This window comes from Aeromonas sp. s10 (assembly GCF_040907975.1).
Classification (GTDB): domain Bacteria; phylum Pseudomonadota; class Gammaproteobacteria; order Enterobacterales; family Aeromonadaceae; genus Aeromonas; species Aeromonas caviae.
On sequence record NZ_JBFOCV010000006.1, the window covers coordinates 210,902 to 226,444 of the forward strand.

Sequence of the window (15,543 nt, forward strand, 5' to 3'; positions counted from 1 at the left end):
AGATTAACCAGATTTTTCAACTCACAGGGGCAGGGATGACCACGGCCACGGAAAGTCTGTTGGGTGAATCCAACGCATTTCTAGAAATCATCGAGCAGGCATCGCGCCTCGCGCCGCTGCGCAAGCCCGTGCTCATCATCGGCGAGCGTGGGACCGGCAAGGAGCTCATCGCCCACCGCCTACATTATCTCTCGGATCGCTGGGATCAAAGCTTTGTCACCATCAACTGCGCCACCTTGAGCGAGAGCCTGCTGGAGACCGAGCTGTTCGGCCACGAGGCGGGCTCTTTCACTGGCGCCGCCAAGCGTCATCAGGGGCGCTTCGAGCGGGCCGACGGCGGCACCCTGTTCCTCGACGAACTGGCCACCACCAGCGCCCGGGTGCAGGAAAAACTGCTGCGGGTCATCGAGTACGGGGAGTTCGAACGGGTGGGCGGTGCCAAGCCCCTCAAGGTGGATGTGCGGCTGGTGTGCGCCACCAACGAGGATCTGCCTGCACTGGCAGAGAAAGGACGGTTTCGTCACGACCTGCTGGACCGGCTCGCCTTCGACGTCATCACCCTGCCCCCCCTGCGGGAGCGGCGCGAGGACATCCTGATGCTGGCGGAGCACTTCGCCCACGGCATGACCCGGGAGCTGGGGTATCCGCTCTTTGCCGGCTTCTCGCGCAAGGCGACCCAGCTGCTGCAAGATTACCCCTGGCCGGGCAACGTGCGGGAGCTCAAGAACGTGGTGGAGCGCAGTCTCTATCGCCAGGGCAACCCCCAGTTGCCGCTGGCGGATCTGGTGCTCAATCCCTTTGACTCCCCCTGGCGCCCCCATGCCCGAGGTGACGCCGCCCCTTCCTCCGACGCGCCGACCTCGGCAGAGACGGCCCCGACCCCGACCCTGCCGCTGGATCTCAAAGGGGCGGTGGCGGAGTACGAGATTAATTTACTCAAGCAAGCGATGCAGCAATCCCAGTATAATCAGCGCAAAGCAGCCCAGTTGCTGGCCCTGAGCTATCACCAGTTCCGGGGGATGCTGCGCAAATATCAATTGCTGGACGGGGATGACAACAGTGGCAACCAGGAGGCGGGCTGATGCCTGGCACCGGGTCTGTGCGCGCGGATAACGCGGCGCACGTCACCCCCGACGGGAGCGCCTGCCCGGCCGCCCCCCGCAACGCGCCCGCCCCCTGGCGGGCAACTCTGTCTGAAAACATGGTTCCAACATGAGAATGCTCACCCCCCTGCTGCTTGGTCTCCTGGTCCTGGTCAGCGGCTGTCAGAAACGCGATGAAGCCTCCAAAACCGGGCTCATCTATTGTGCCGAAGGGGCACCCCGAACCTTCAACCCGCAGCTTGCCAATTCGGATGCGACCCTGGATGCCAGTGCCCGTCCCATTTACGATCGCCTGCTCGAGGTCAATGCCAACACCCTCGGCATCGAAGGGGGGCTCGCCACCCGCTGGCAAAGCAGCGAGGACGGCCTCTCCTATACCCTGACCCTGCGCAAGGGAGTGACCTTCCACCGTACCCCCTGGTTCAGTCCGACCCGTCACTTCAATGCCGACGACGTCCTGTTCACCTGGCAGCGTCTGCTGGACGAACACCACCCCTTCCACGCCGTCTCCGGCGGCGAGTACCCCTATTTTTACAGCCTGGGGCTCGGCAACCTCATCAAGCGGGTCTACAAGAAGGGGCCCTATGAGGTGGTGTTCGAGCTGAACCGCCCCGATGCCTCCTTCCTCGCCACCCTGGCCAGCGACTACGCCATCGTGCTCTCCGCCGAGTACGGGGAGCAGATGCTAAAGGCCGGCACCCCGGCGCTGCTGGACAGCCGCCCCATCGGCACCGGCCCCTTCAGCTTCAAGGAGTATCGCCACAACGAGTTCGTGCGATACCTGCGCCACCCCGGCTACTGGGGCGGCGAGGCCAGAATGGAGCAGCTCATCTACGACATCACCCCCAAGTCTTCCAAGCGCTTGGCCAAGCTGCTGACCGGTGAGTGCGACGTGATGAGCACTCCCTCTGCCAGCCAGCTGTCGGTGATAGACAAGGACTCCCACCTGGATCTGTCGGTGCAGTCGGGGATGAACGTCGCCTTCCTCGCCCTCAATACCCGCAAGGCCCCGTTCAACAAGGTGCAGGTGCGCCAGGCCCTCGCCAGCGCCATCAATGTGCAGAATCTGCTGCAGGCGGTCTATTTCGAGACCGGCCAGAGTGCCGCCAGCCTGCTGCCGCCCCTCTCATGGGGCTACAACCCCTCCCTGCCCCAGCGCAAGCCGGATCTCAAGCTCGCTCGCCAGTTGCTCAAGGACGCGGGCTACCCCAACGGCTTCGAGATGCAGGTGCTGGTGCAACCCGGCGCCCGTCCCTACAACCCGGACGGCCTCAAAACGGCGCAACTGATGCGCAGCGATTTCGCCAAGATTGGGGTGAGCCTCAAGATAGTGCAGCAGGCCTGGCCGGTCATCGAAACCCGGCTCGCCCATGGACAATATGACAGCCTGCTCTCGGGCTGGATCGCCGACAACGCGGATCCGGACAACTTCTTCCGCCAGTTGCTGAGCTGCGCCGCCGTCGAGCGGGGCAACAACTACAGCCGCTGGTGCAGCCCGGCGTTTGATCAGCTGCTGGACGATGCGGTGACCACCCCGCAGCTCGCCTTCCGCCTGCGCAACTATTACTATGCCCAGTCCCTGCTCAACGAGCAGTTGCCGCTCATTCCTCTGGCCCATGCCCTGAGAACCCAGGTGAGTCGCAGCGACATTCAGGGGCTGACCCTGATGCCCTTTGGCGGCACCACCTTCAACCAGGCCCATCGGGAGTGACCATGACAGATAACCACTCCATCGTCGGGCCATCGGCGCACCGCCCCCAGGAGGCATAAGCATGTTTTTCTATATCCTGCGCCGCATCACCCTGCTGGTGATCACCCTCCTGGTGCTGACTCTGGGGGCCTACCTCCTGGAGTTTCGCCTCATCACCCAGGTGCTGGATTTCTGGCACGGCTATCCTGACTTCCTCCAGCGCATCGCCGCCGGGGATTTCGGGCTCTCCAGCGTCTCCGGCCAGCCGGTCCTCGACGAGATCCGTCACTACTTCCCGGCGACCCTGACCCTCTGCCTCGCCGCCTTCGCCATCTCGCTGCTGGTGGGTATCCCCCTGGGCACCCTCGCGGCCCTCTATCAGGGGCGCAGCCCGGACCTCTCCATCATGGCCGCCGGCCTCGTCGGCTATGCCATCCCGGTCTTCTGGCTGGGGCTGCTGATGGTGATGTTCTTCTCCCTGGATCTTGGCTGGCTCCCCTCATCTGGCCAGATCAGCCTGCTCTACGACGTGCCCTCCATCACCGGGATCGCCATCGTCGATGTGCTGATGAGCCAGGAGCCCTGGCGGGAAGCGGCCCTGCACGACGCCCTGCGCCATCTGGTACTGCCTTCCCTGGTGCTGGCCGTGGTGCCCACCACCGAGGTGATCCGCCACGTGCGCAGCTCCCTCATCGACGTGATGAAACAGAACTACATCAAGGCCGCCGCCAGCCGCGGACTCTCCCGCCGCCAGATCGTCTGGCGTCACGGGCTCAAGAACGCCCTGCCCCCGGTGTTGCCGCTGCTGGGGCTGCAACTTGGCAGCGTGCTCACCTCCGCCATGATCACCGAGGTGGTGTTCGACTGGCCCGGCATCGGCCGCTGGCTGGTGAGCAGCATCGCGCTGCAGGACTATGCCGCCATCCGCGGCGCCTTCCTGGTGGTGGCGAGCTTCGTCATCTTCATCAGCGTCAGCACCGATCTGCTGACCACCATCATGTATCCGGCACGGCGTAAAGAACTCTATGCAAGACAAGATTGATTGCGGTCTGTGGATGAACCACGGCGGCCCATGGGCCACCGGCGCACAGGCGTGCCCATCCCCTTGCGACCAGCACGGGAGCCTGCATCATGCACGATAAATCGAACATCTATCCGGAGCTCAAGATCCTCTCCCCCCTGGAGCAGACCTGGGCCTCCTACCGGCGCAACCCGCTGGCCATGGCGGGGCTCTGGTGCTTCGGGCTGCTGCTGCTGGTGACCCTCATCGGCCCCCTGGTGATCCCCTACGGCATCGACGATCAGCACAGCAACCACCTGCTGCTCGCCCCCTCCTGGGCCAACAGCGGCAACATCGATTACTTCCTGGGGACCGACGATCTGGGGCGCGACATCCTCTCCCGTCTGGTGGCCGGGGCCAGGCTCACCTTCGGCAACGCCCTGCTGGTGGTGCTCATCGCGCTGGTCATCGGCTCGGCCATCGGCATCCTCGGCGGCATGAGCAAGGGGGTGAAGTCGAGCGTGCTCCATCACCTGCTCGATACCCTGCTCTCCATCCCGTCCCTGCTGCTGGCCATCATCGTCGTGGCCATCCTGGGGCCGGGTCTGTTCAACACCCTGATCGCCATCACGCTCGCGTTGATACCGCCTTTCATCCGGGCCACCTACAACGCGGTCCACGCCGAGATGCAGAAGGAGTACATCATCGCAAGCCGCCTCGACGGCTCTCCGCCCCAGCGGATCATGCGTCTGGCCATCTTGCCAAACATCGTCGAGACCCTGGTGACCCAGACCACCCGCACCCTCTCCGCCGCCATCCTGGACATCTCGGCGGTGGGCTTCCTCGGTCTCGGGGCCCAGTCTCCCCAGCCGGAGTGGGGTGCCATGCTGGCCGATTCGAGCGATCTTATCTATCTGGCCCCCTGGACGGTGACCCTGCCCGGGATGGCCATCCTGTTCAGCGTGCTGGTGACCAACCTGGTGGGCGAAGGCATTCGCGAAGCACTCAAAGAGGGGAACGACTGATGTTGCCAGCCTTGTTATCTATCCCCGCCCCCGGACGCCCTGAGCGACCCGACTGCGCCCTGAACGGGAGACATTGCTGATGCCCCTGCTCGACATACGCAACCTCACCATCGAAATCGACACCCCCCAGGGCAAGGTCAAGGCGGTGGACAGAGTCAGCCTGACCCTGAACGAGGGGGAGATCCGCGGGCTGGTGGGGGAATCCGGCTCGGGCAAGAGCCTGGTGGCCAAGGTGATCGTCGGCATCCAGAAGGACAACTGGACGGTGCGCGCCGACCGGATGCGCTTCAACGACATGGACCTGCTGACCATGGCGCCCAAGGAACGGCGCCGCATCATGGGGCGGGAGATAGCGATGATCTTCCAGGACCCCATCAGCTGCCTCGACCCCTCGGAGGAGATAGGCACCCAGCTCGAAGAGGCCATCCCCACCAGCGCCTTCACCGGCAAGTTCTGGCAGCGCTTCCAGTGGCGCAAGAAGCGGGCCATCGCCCTGCTGCACCGGGTCGGGGTCAAGGATCACCGCAAGGTCATGCGGGCCTATCCCCACGAGCTGTCAGACGGCATGTGCCAGAAGGTGATGATCGCCATGGCCATCGCCAACCAGCCGCGCCTGCTGGTGGCGGACGAACCCACCAGCGCCATGGAGTCCACCACCCACTCCCAGATCCTGCGGTTGCTGGACAAGATGAACAAGCTGGGCAATACCACCATCCTCATCATCAGCAACGACATCGCCGCCATCGCGAACCTGACCGACACCCTCAACATCATGTATTGCGGCCAGATGGTTGAAGTAGGGACCCGGGACCAGATCCTGGAATCCCCTCACCACCCCTATACGGATGCCCTGCTCAAGTCCATCCCGGACTTTGACAAACTGGTGCGCCACAAGTCCCGGCTCGAGACCCTGCCCGGGGTGATACCGCCGCTGCAGCATCTGCCCATCGGCTGCCGCCTCGGCCCACGCTGCCCCTACGCCCAGAAGCAGTGCGTGCAGACACCGCTGATGAGCAAGGTCAAGGGGCATCAGTTCAGTTGCCACTTCCCGCTCAACATGGAAGAACCGAAGAAATGAACCGGCACCAGACCCTGATCCGGGGCAACTGCCCGCCCCGTCAGCCCCTCTATCCGGCGAGCGCACCCAAGGAGACCACGTCGTGACCGAACCTTCCCTGTTGCAGGTCAGGGGCCTGTGCAAGACCTACCAGAACCGCACCGGCCTGTTCAGGCGCCGCGCGGTGGAGGCGATAAAGCCCCTCTCGTTCGATCTCGAGGTGGGCCAGACCCTGGCCATCGTCGGGGAGGCGGGCTCGGGCAAGAGCACCCTGGCCCGCATTCTGGCGGGCATGATTGAACCGAGCGGCGGGGAGATCGCCATCGAGGGGCAACCCATGGTCCACGGCGATTACCAGACCCGCTGCAAGCTGCTGCGGATGATCTTCCAGGACCCCAACACCTCCCTTAACCGGAAAATCCGGGTCGGCCAGATCCTGGAGACCCCCCTTCGCCTCAACACGGCCCTGAGCGAGGAGGAGCGCCGGGAGAAGGTGATCCAGACCCTGCGCATGGTGGGCATGCTGCCCGACCACGCCCTCTTCTATCCCCAGATGCTCTCCGCCGGCCAGCAGCAGCGAGTGGGGCTGGCACGGGCGCTCATCCTCAATCCCAAGATAGTGGTGGCGGACGAGGCGCTCTCGACCCTGGATATTTCGGTACGCTCCCAGATCATCAACCTGCTGCTGGAGATGCAGGAGACCATGGGGCTGAGCTATGTGCTGGTGGCCAACGATCTGGGGATCGTCAGCCACATCAGCGACGAGGTGCTGGTGATGCACGAAGGCCGTGTGGTGGAGCGCGGCAAGACCTTGCGGGTCTTCGCCGATCCCCAGCACGACGTCACCCGCCGCCTCATTCAGAACTACAACAACGAATACCGCCGCTGATCCCGCGGCGCGTTTCCCCTTGCGCCAGACATAAAAAAACCCGGCCTGATGTCTCATCAGTCGCCGGGGGATTGCGCTCAAAAAAGTGATTGCGTCGCTCGTAGTAGGAACAGGGGAATGGTAGGCAGCCCCCGTCACCTCAACAACTGTCAGATCTGACAGGCAGTCCGCTATGGAACCGGAATTGCGGATCCGGCGAACAGATGAGCTCGGCCTCCAGGCGACCGAAGAAGGCCACCCGCTCGCTGATGTCTTCGTCTGCGAACGTCTGTGCCAGGGCCAGGTAGTCCTGATAGTGACGCGCCTCCGAGCGCAGCAGGGAGACATAGAAGCGGCCAAGCTCCTCGTCCAGATGAGGGGCCAGCCTGGCAAAACGCTCGCAGGATCGCGCTTCGATATAGGCACCGATGATCATCTTGTCCACCACGGCCGCCGGCTCGTAGGTGCGCACATGGGTCAGCAGGCTGCAGGCATAGCGGGAGGCGGTGACGGGACCATAGGGGATGCCCCGTGCGGCCATGATCTCCAGCACCTGCTCGAAGTGGTGCAGCTCCTCCTGGATGAGGCGCACCATGGGGAACAGCAGGGGATTGCGCTCCAGCTCGGCAAACACGCTCCTGTCTGATTCGCCCATGGTGCGCTTGCCGAGGATCTCCGCCTTCTCCGGCAAGGCATCGAGCTCCCGGTAGAAGGTCAGCTTGGGCAGCAGGTGACGCTTCTCCTTGGGCAGGCAGTAGCGGCGCACCAGGCTGTGGGCGGTGAGTGCCGCCTTGTTCTCGCAGTTGGCGTGATCGATAAGCAGGGTCGGCAACTGGGCGGGATCCCGCGCCATTTCCACCCACTCATCCGGGGTCTCGCAATGCAGGAACTGGCGAACGGGGGCTAACAGGTCATCCATCTGAACTCTCATCTGTTGATACGACACGCGGCGCCTGGCGCCGGGGGGCCTATGCTAACGGATCCCGCCCGGCCTGCCCACCGCCATCATGGCTCAGCCCGTCAGACGCCTGAGGGAGTCGCGGCGGATCAGGGTGCCGCTGAAGGCGGGCAGTGCGTCCCGGCTCCCCTCCTCCACCATGGTGATCAGGCGGTTGATGGTCTCCTGGATCATCCCGTTCACCGGCATCTTGACGCTCGACAGCGCGGGAATGACGTAAGGGGCCAGGGGAATGTCGTCAAACCCCACCACCGAAACCTCGTCAGGCACCATCACACCGGCTTCGTGCAGCCGTTTGATGGCCCCGATCGCCATGTCATCGTTGCTGGCCACCAGGGCGCTGAAGCGAGCGCCTCGCGCCAGCAGGGTCGAGACGGCGGCCGCGCCACAGGCGGGGGTCCATTTGCCGGGGGCGATCAAGGTCTCCTGCACCGGGATGCCGTGCCGGATCAGCGCCTGCCGGTAGCCGGCCAGGCGCTCGGCGCCGGTGGGGGAATCCGCAGAGCCTGCGATGAAGGCGATCTCCCTGTGCCCCATGGCCACCAGCTTGTCCACCACCGCCTCCGCCGCCGCCTGCTGATCCGCATAGACGCAGTGGGCCGGATGGCGGCTCAGACGCCGGTTGAGCACCATGATGGGCTGCTCATGCTGCTCGATGATCTCGTCCATCTCCTCCACCCCAAGAAAACGTGGATAGATGATGACGCCATCGCAACGGGAATCGAGCAGATACTGGATGGCCTGGCGCTCCTCGTCGGCGCTGTGCTTGCCGTCCGCCAGTATGAGCTGGCGCCCCCGATCCTCGGTCATCCGCGCCACCTGGGAGAGCAGCTCGCCGAAGTAGACGCCGTGGTAGAGGGTGTTGGTGACCACCAGTCCCAGGGTCCGGGTGTGCCTGGTCGCCAGCTGCCTCGCCACCAGGTTGGGGCGATAACCGCACTCCTCGATGGCCTGCTGCACCCGGTCCCGGGTCTCCTGGCTGGTGTAACCATTGCCCGACAACACCCGGGAGACCGTCGCCTTCGACACCCCTGCCCGCCTTGCCACCTCCAGCATCGTCGTCATTGTGTTCTCCCTTGCTCGTAACGGGGCGCAGTGTACTGCACCGCCCCCGGCTTGTCGTCGCACGAATGGTGTGCTGGCCCGGGTTCAGTGATCCCATTCACGGATCCGGACGCTCGCTGCACAAGGTGCTTGTCTCCCGCACTCAGGCCGCGCACTCTATGTGGAACCGGTTCCACATTCAGTTTCATGCGCGTTCCCGCCCTTCGCGGCGGCGGGGGCGAGCAGGCCCACTTGGTGAAAAGGATCTACCTCGATGTCAAAAAACTATGCGGCTCTGGCCGGTACCGTCATCACCGCACTCGGCGGCGCCGACAACGTCGTCGCCGTGACCCACTGCATGACGCGGCTGCGCTTTGTGCTCAGCGATCCCGCCCGGGTCAATGGCCCTGCCCTCAAGGCGATCACGGGCGTGCTCGGGGTGGTGCAGGCGGACAACCAGTGTCAGGTGATCATCGGCAACACCGTCTCCCACGCCTATCGCGAAGTGCTGGCCCTGCTGCCCCAGGGCGGCGGGCAGACTCCGCTTGCGGAGGCTTCCGCTGGCTGGAGCCTGCGCCGCATGGGCGCCGCCATCCTCGACGCCCTGATCGGCACCATGTCCCCCCTCATCCCGGCCATCATCGGCGGCTCCATGCTCAAGCTGCTGGCCATGGTGCTGGAGATGACCGGCGTGCTGGAGAAAGGCTCCTCGACCCTCACCATCCTCACGGTGGCCGGGGATGGGGCCTTCTTCTTCCTGCCCCTGATGGTGGCCGCCTCCGCCGCCGTCAAGTTCAAGACCAACATGTCCCTGGCCATCGCCATTGCCGGGGTGCTGGTACACCCCAGCTTCATCGAGCTGATGGCCAGAGCCGCCGAAGGGGAGCAGGTGACCTTCGCCCTGGTCCCGGTGACCGCGGTCAAATACACCTACACCGTCATTCCGGCGCTGGTGATGACCTGGTGCCTCTCCTACATCGAGGGCTGGGTCGACCGCATCACCCCGGCGGTCACCAAGAACTTCCTCAAACCCATGCTGATCGTGCTGATCGCGGCGCCGCTGGCCATCCTCTTCATCGGCCCCGTCGGCATCTGGATTGGCACCGCCATCTCCGGCCTGGTCTACACGGTCCACGACTACCTGGGCTGGCTGTCGGTGGCCATCATGGGGGCGCTCTGGCCCCTGCTGGTGATGACCGGCATGCACCGCGTTTTCACCCCGACCATCATCCAGACCATCGCCGAGACCGGCAAGGAAGGCATGGTGATGCCCTCCGAAATCGGCGCCAATCTCTCTCTTGGCGGCTCGTCCCTGGCAGTGGCCTGGCGCACCCGAAACCCGGAACTGCGCCAGACGGCGCTCGCGGCGGCCGCCTCCGCCATCATGGCGGGGATCTCCGAACCCGCGCTCTACGGTGTGGCCCTGCGCCTCAAGCGTCCGCTCATCGCGAGCCTCATCAGCGGCTTTGTCTGCGGCGCCGTCGCCGGCATGGCGGGGCTCGCCAGCCACTCCATGGCCGCCCCCGGGCTCTTTACCAGCGTGCAGTTCTTCGATCCGGCCAACCCCATGACCATCGCCTGGGTGTTCGGCGTGATGGCCCTCTCGGTGGTGCTCTCCTTCGTGCTGACCCTGGTGATGGGGTTCGAGGACATCCCGGTCGAGAGCCCGGCCCCCCGCGCCGAGCCCGTGCAACCCGTCGCCACCAGCAAGGCGCAGGCCGGGCTGTGACACCCCATTCAGACATGACAAGAGGTAACAGATGTCGTTAACAAGATTTCCCGAGGGCTTTCTCTGGGGCGGTGCCCTGGCCGCCAATCAGGCGGAGGGCGGCTATCTCGAGGGGGGCAAGGGGCTGACCACGGTGGACATGATCCCCCATGGCCCGCGCCGCATGGCGGTCAAACTCGGCCAGGAGAAGCGCATCACCCTGCAAGATGACGAGTTCTACCCAAGCCACGGGGCTATCGATTTCTATCACCGCTATCGGGAGGACATCGCCCTGATGGCCGAGATGGGCTTCACCGTGTTTCGCACCTCCATCGCCTGGGCCCGTCTCTACCCCAGGGGGGACGAGCGCGAGCCCAGTGCCGAGGGCATCGCCTTCTACCGGGCAGTGTTCGAGGAGTGCAGAAAGTACAACATCGAGCCCCTGGTGACCCTGTGCCACTTCGATGTGCCCATGCACCTGGTGACCGAGTACGGCTCCTGGCGCAACCGCCAGATGGTGGAGTTTTTCACCCGCTACGCCCGCACCTGCTTCGAGCAGTTCGACGGCCTGGTGAAGTACTGGCTCACCTTCAACGAGATCAACATCCTGCTGCACAGCCCCTTCTCCGGGGCGGGGCTGGTGTTCGAGGAAGGGGAGCACCAGGATCAGGTGAAGTATCAGGCCGCCCACCACGAGCTGGTGGCCAGCGCCCTGGCGACCCGGATCGCCCACGAGGTGAACCCGGCCAACCAGGTGGGCTGCATGCTGGCGGGGGGCAACTTCTACCCCTACTCCTGCAAGCCCGCCGACGTCTGGACCGCCCTCCAGAAAGATCGGGAGAACCTCCTCTTCATCGACGTACAGGCCAGGGGCGCCTATCCGGCCTATGCGCAGAGGGTGTTTCGTGACAAGGGGGTCACCCTGGTGAAGGGGCCGGAAGATGACGAGATCCTCAGGCACACCGTGGATTTCGTCTCCTTCAGCTACTACGCCTCCCGCTGCGCCGCCGCCGACATGAATGCGGGCAACACCAGCGAGGCCAACGTGGTCAAGTCCCTGCGCAATCCCCACATCGAGGTGAGCGAGTGGGGCTGGGGCATCGACCCCCTTGGCCTTCGCATCACCCTCAACACCTTGCACGATCGCTACCAGAAGCCGCTCTTCCTGGTGGAAAACGGCCTGGGGGCAGTGGACGAAGTGAACGAGCAAGGGGAGATAGAGGACAACTACCGCATCGACTACCTGCGCGCCCACATCGAGGCCATGGGGGACGCCATCGAGGACGGCGTGCCCCTGATGGGGTACACCAGCTGGGGCTGCATCGATCTCGTCTCCGCCTCCACCGGCGAGATGAGCAAGCGCTACGGCTTCGTCCATGTGGACAGGGACGACGCCGGCCATGGCACCCTGGCCCGCCGGCGCAAGAAGTCGTTCTGGTGGTACAAGAAGGTGATCGCGAGCAACGGGGAGGATCTGGCCTGAGCCCCCCTCAGTTTCGCCGCAAGGCGCATCCATGCAACAGGGGGGCCGAGGCCCCCCTGTTGTTCATCACGCTGGCAATCTGAAAACGTTTAACTGCCTTCGTTGAAGATCTCGAGGTTGCTGGTCCCTTCCTGCCACTCGCGCACGGCCTTGTTGTCGTCGCTGCGCAGGGCATTGAGGTGGTCCAGATAACCCTGATCCACGTCGGAGGTCACATAGTGACCGTTGAAGACCGAGGTCTCGAAGTGGCGCAGCTCGGGGTTGATCTCCCGCACCGCCTCTTCCAGATCTTCCAGATCCTGGAAGATGAGGCCGTCGGCACCGATAAGCTTGCACACCTCTTCCACTTCACGGCCATGGGCAATGAGCTCGTTGGCGGTGGGCATGTCGATGCCGTAGACGTTGGGGAAGCGAATTTCCGGCGCGGCCGAGGCGAAGTAGACCTTGGCGGCCCCCGCTTCACGGGCCATCTGGATGATCTGCTCGGAGGTGGTGCCCCGCACGATGGAGTCGTCCACCAGCAACACCTTCTTGCCCTTGAATTCGGAGCTGATGGCGTTGAGCTTGCGGCGCACCGACTTCTTGCGCTGGGTCTGGCCCGGCATGATGAAGGTACGGCCGATGTAGCGGTTCTTCACGAAGCCCTGACGGTACGGCAGGCCCAGGGTGTGGGCGATTTCCAGCGCCACGTCGCAGGAGGTCTCGGGGATGGGGATGACCACGTCCACGTCGAGATCGTCCCACTCCCGTGCGATCTTCTGGCCCAGCTTGCGACCCATGTTGAGGCGGGCGGCATAAACGGAGACCTTGTCGATGAAGGAGTCGGGACGGGCGAAGTAGACGTATTCGAAGATGCAGGGGTTCATCTGCGGGCTTTCCGCACACTGCTCGGAGAAGAGCTGGCCCTGCTCGGTGATGTAGATGGCCTCGCCCGGGGCGACGTCACGCACCGTCTCGAAGCCGATGGCGTCGAGGGCCACGCTCTCGGAGGCGAGCATGTACTCCACCTGCCCCTGCTCGTCGACCCGGCGACCCAGGATCAGCGGGCGAATGCCGTTCGGGTCACGGAACCCGATGAGGCCGTGGCCGATCACCAGAGAGACCACGGCATAGGCGCCGCGGATCTGCTGGTGCACCTTGCGCACCGCCGAGAAGATATCTTCCGGGCGCAGCGCCATCTTGTCGCACAAGTCCAACTCGTGGGCCAGCACGTTCAACAGCACTTCGGAGTCCGAGGTGGTGTTGATGTGGCGGCGGGCCACCTTGAACTGCTGCTCCTTGAGCTCCTTGGCGTTGGTGAGGTTGCCGTTGTGGGCCAGCACCATGCCGTAGGGGGAGTTCACGTAAAACGGCTGCGCCTCTGCCGCACTGGAGCTGCCTGCGGTGGGATAACGGACGTGTCCGATGCCGATATTCCCTTTCAGGCGCTGCATGTGGCGCACTTCAAACACATCCTTCACCAGACCGTTGGCCTTGCGTTGCCGGAAGTTTCCACTGTCAATGGTCACGATCCCGGCGGCATCCTGTCCCCTGTGCTGCAACACCGTCAAGGCGTCGTAGAGGGCCTGATTGACGGGGGTGGTGCCAACTATACCGACAATACCGCACATGTCTTTGCTACCTCGAAGTCACTGTACCTGTTGAAGAAAACTGGACGAGTTCATCATGAACCCGAAAAACCACTGGATCACCGGCTTGAACTCCGGCACCAGCCTGGACGCCACCCACCAGTCGCTCTGGGAGAGGCTGGTGAAGGTATCCATGAAAAACAGCAGGGCGCTGACGATCAGCACCCCGCGAATGGCGCCAAAACAGACCCCGAGCACCCTGTCGGTGCCGGAAAGCCCGGTCTTTTCCACCAGCAGGCCCACCACGTAGTTCACCACGCTGCCGAGGATCAGGGTCGCCACGAACAGGGCGGCGATGGCCAGACCGTTGCGAACCATGGCATCGGAGAAAGAGGTGAAATAGACGGCGAGATCAGGATAGAAATGGCTGGCAATGAAAAAGGCGACGAACCAGGTGACCAGAGACATGGCCTCCTTGAGAAAGCCGCGCACCAGGCTGATGAGGGCGGAGAAACCGACGATGCCAATGATGGCGTAATCAATCCAGACCATAGAAAAAGATGTCCTGCGAAATTGCGGCGCAGTCTAACAAAAACGATTGCGCAATGCTTGATAAAATTGTGTTACAGGCCCGAAGGGAGCTATCCCTTCCCCTTGCGGCGGGTTTCCCGGGCCCAGAATGCACAACGCCATGGCATGCCATGGCGTTGTCGTCTGCAACGAGCGCTTACCCGATGTGGGTCAGGCCGCCCATGTAGGATTGCAGCGCAGCCGGGATGGCGATGCGGCCATCTGCCTGCTGGTAGTTCTCGAGCACGGCCACCAGGGTACGACCCACCGCCAGACCGGAACCATTCAGGGTGTGAATGAGCTGCGGCTTGCCGTCGATACGCACGCGAGCCTGCATGCGGCGCGCCTGGAAGTCGGTGCAGTTGGAAACGGAGGAGATCTCGCGATAGGTGTTCTGGGCCGGCAGCCACACTTCCAGATCGTAGGTCTTGGCGGCGCAGAAGCCCATGTCACCGGTGGAAAGCGCCATCACGCGATACGGCAGCTCCAGCAGTTGCAGCACCTTCTCGGCGTGACCCACCATCTCTTCCAGGGCATCCCAGGATTTTTCCGGGTGCACCAGTTGCACCATCTCGACCTTGTCGAACTGGTGCATGCGGATGAGGCCACGGGTATCACGACCGTAGGAGCCCGCTTCGGAGCGGAAGCAGGGGCTGTGGGCGGTCATCTTGATGGGCAGCTCCTGCTCGTCGAAGATCTCGTCACGGGCCATGTTGGTGAGCGGCACTTCGGAGGTCGGGATGAGGGAGAACTTGCGCACCTTGCCTTCGTCTTCCCCTTCCCCTTCGATACCGGTATTGAAGAGATCCTGGGAGAACTTGGGCAGCTGGCCGGTGCCGTACAGGCTGTCCGGGTTGACCAGATAGGGCACGTAGCACTCGGTGTAGCCGTGCTGCAGGGTGTGCAGGTCCAGCATGAACTGGGCCAGGGCGCGGTGCAGACGGGCAATCTGGCCCTTCATCACCACGAAACGGGCGCCGGAGAGCTTGACGCCGTTCTTGAAGTCGATCCCCTTGGCCGCCTCACCCAGATCGATGTGATCGCGTACCGGGAAATCGAACTCACGCGGGGTACCCCAGCGGCGGACCTCCACGTTGTCGTTCTCGTCACGGCCCACCGGGGTGGTCTCGCTCGGCAGGTTGGGGATGGCGTCGGCGATCCCCTTGAGCTGGGCCAGCAGGGCCTCCAGCTCGACCTTGCTGGTCTCGAGCTCGTCGTTGATCTTGGTCACCTCGGCCTTGAGGGGGGCAACATCTTCACCACGACGGGCAGCCTCACCGATGGACTTGGAGCGGGCGTTGCGCTCGGCCTGCAGCTCCTGGGTGCGGGACTGCAGATCCTTGCGTTTCTCTTCCAGAACATTGACCGCCGCTACGTCCAGAACGTAGCCACGTGTCGCCAGACGAGCGGCAGCTTCGGTGATGTCGCTGCGCAGATATTTGGGATCCAGCATGGTTTACCTACTTTTT

The 15,543-nt window shown here is 63.8% G+C and carries 13 protein-coding genes; 8 read left to right on the forward strand and 5 right to left on the reverse strand.

The genetic code is table 11. From position 1 onward, the window contains the following. The first annotated feature begins 35 nt into the window (after positions 1-35). From pspF to AB5Y59_RS01550, 6 genes are all read left to right on the forward strand, one after another. Positions 36-1,082 carry a phage shock protein operon transcriptional activator gene (gene pspF / locus AB5Y59_RS01525; RefSeq protein ID WP_368211346.1) on the forward strand — a complete coding sequence of 349 codons (1,047 nt, stop codon included), beginning with the start codon at positions 36-38 and terminating at the stop codon, positions 1,080-1,082. Positions 1,083-1,218: 136 nt separating this feature from the next. Continuing rightward, a complete protein-coding gene (sapA, locus tag AB5Y59_RS01530) occupies positions 1,219-2,814 on the forward strand; it encodes an ABC transporter substrate-binding protein SapA (RefSeq protein WP_010674532.1) in 1,596 nt (531 codons plus the stop codon). A gap of 61 nt (positions 2,815-2,875) precedes the next feature. Further along, the gene (locus tag AB5Y59_RS01535; RefSeq protein WP_010674531.1) at positions 2,876-3,835 is read left to right on the forward strand and encodes an ABC transporter permease subunit; all 960 of its coding nucleotides are present in this window, start codon (positions 2,876-2,878) and stop codon (positions 3,833-3,835) included. A gap of 89 nt (positions 3,836-3,924) precedes the next feature. Next, positions 3,925-4,818 (forward strand): ABC transporter permease subunit, encoded by an 894-nt coding sequence (locus tag AB5Y59_RS01540; protein WP_010674530.1) that lies wholly within the window; start codon positions 3,925-3,927, stop codon positions 4,816-4,818. A 79-nt stretch (positions 4,819-4,897) separates the two neighbouring features. Then, complete coding sequence (locus tag AB5Y59_RS01545) at positions 4,898-5,896, forward strand: oligopeptide/dipeptide ABC transporter ATP-binding protein (protein WP_010674529.1); 999 nt, start codon at positions 4,898-4,900, stop codon at positions 5,894-5,896. Between the two features lie 82 nt (positions 5,897-5,978). Beyond that, positions 5,979-6,764, forward strand: coding sequence for an ABC transporter ATP-binding protein (locus AB5Y59_RS01550; RefSeq protein WP_039039015.1), 786 nt, complete (start codon positions 5,979-5,981; stop codon positions 6,762-6,764). A 139-nt stretch (positions 6,765-6,903) separates the two neighbouring features. Here the strand turns inward: AB5Y59_RS01550 and AB5Y59_RS01555 are convergent, their stop codons facing one another. Together AB5Y59_RS01555 and AB5Y59_RS01560 are read right to left on the reverse strand one after the other, a co-directional pair. Continuing rightward, complete coding sequence (locus AB5Y59_RS01555; RefSeq protein ID WP_368211348.1) at positions 6,904-7,662, reverse strand: tRNA-(ms[2]io[6]A)-hydroxylase; 759 nt, start codon at positions 7,660-7,662, stop codon at positions 6,904-6,906. A gap of 93 nt (positions 7,663-7,755) precedes the next feature. Then, complete coding sequence (locus tag AB5Y59_RS01560; RefSeq protein WP_042863778.1) at positions 7,756-8,766, reverse strand: LacI family DNA-binding transcriptional regulator; 1,011 nt, start codon at positions 8,764-8,766, stop codon at positions 7,756-7,758. 253 nt (positions 8,767-9,019) lie between these two features. Between AB5Y59_RS01560 and ascF the strand changes: the two genes are divergently transcribed. Then, positions 9,020-10,474 carry a PTS cellobiose/arbutin/salicin transporter subunit IIBC gene (ascF, locus tag AB5Y59_RS01565; protein WP_268452893.1) on the forward strand — a complete coding sequence of 485 codons (1,455 nt, stop codon included), beginning with the start codon at positions 9,020-9,022 and terminating at the stop codon, positions 10,472-10,474. Positions 10,475-10,505: 31 nt separating this feature from the next. Continuing rightward, positions 10,506-11,936, forward strand: coding sequence for a 6-phospho-beta-glucosidase (locus AB5Y59_RS01570; protein WP_268452895.1), 1,431 nt, complete (start codon positions 10,506-10,508; stop codon positions 11,934-11,936). Positions 11,937-12,025: 89 nt separating this feature from the next. Here the strand turns inward: AB5Y59_RS01570 and purF are convergent, their stop codons facing one another. From purF to serS, 3 genes are all read right to left on the reverse strand, one after another. Next, entirely contained in the window at positions 12,026-13,546 is a 1,521-nt protein-coding gene (gene purF, locus AB5Y59_RS01575; protein WP_041215287.1) for an amidophosphoribosyltransferase, read from the reverse strand. An 18-nt stretch (positions 13,547-13,564) separates the two neighbouring features. Beyond that, positions 13,565-14,056 (reverse strand): CvpA family protein, encoded by a 492-nt coding sequence (locus AB5Y59_RS01580; protein WP_010674522.1) that lies wholly within the window; start codon positions 14,054-14,056, stop codon positions 13,565-13,567. A 175-nt stretch (positions 14,057-14,231) separates the two neighbouring features. Continuing rightward, positions 14,232-15,527: a serine--tRNA ligase gene (serS, locus tag AB5Y59_RS01585; protein ID WP_368211351.1), complete on the reverse strand. Its 1,296-nt coding sequence runs from the start codon at positions 15,525-15,527 to the stop codon at positions 14,232-14,234. Positions 15,528-15,543: the final 16 nt, after the last annotated feature.